Source organism: Legionella rubrilucens (genome assembly GCF_001468125.1).
Classification (GTDB): Bacteria; Pseudomonadota; Gammaproteobacteria; order Legionellales; family Legionellaceae; genus Legionella_C; species Legionella_C rubrilucens.
Window position 1 is genome coordinate 1 of the sequence record NZ_LNYT01000009.1, and the last position, 491, is coordinate 491.

Sequence of the window (491 nt, forward strand, 5' to 3'; positions counted from 1 at the left end):
TGAGGGGGCACTTTAATCTAAGTTAGAGTAATCTAACTCCTTGATTTGACGATCAAAAGGAGATTAAAGTGCCGAAGTATGATCTTATCCTAAATTTACCCGGATTTTCTATAAGGAAAGTGAAAGGTTATCAACCATTGTGGTTAGAACTTTCTTATAATCGACTTCCTCGTTGTGGTCATTGCAAAAGTAAGGTAGTTCGTAAAAAAGCTTCTTATATGAGAAAAGTTCATCATGAACTTATAGGGCATCGAAGAAGTATCTTAAGTTTTAAGGCTTATAAATTGTATTGCCACACCTGTAAGCGTTATGGCAATCAACAGTTCCCTGGAATTAATAAGCATCAACGTTCAACATGGCGGCTCCAAGCCGCTGTCTTTCATGAGCATACGCGGGGTGTTTCGCAAAAAGATTTGGCTGAGCAATTCAAAAAAGGTAAGGCCACAATTGAGCGTTGGTATCAAAAACAATACCAAGAGCAACATAAAGAG

1 protein-coding gene is annotated in these 491 nt (G+C 38.1%); it reads left to right on the forward strand.

The window, feature by feature from the left end:
• Positions 1-68: 68 nt before the first annotated feature.
• Positions 69-491, forward strand: a 423-nt coding sequence (locus Lrub_RS14550) for a helix-turn-helix domain-containing protein (RefSeq protein ID WP_162263130.1), incomplete at its 3' end; no start/stop codon positions are given.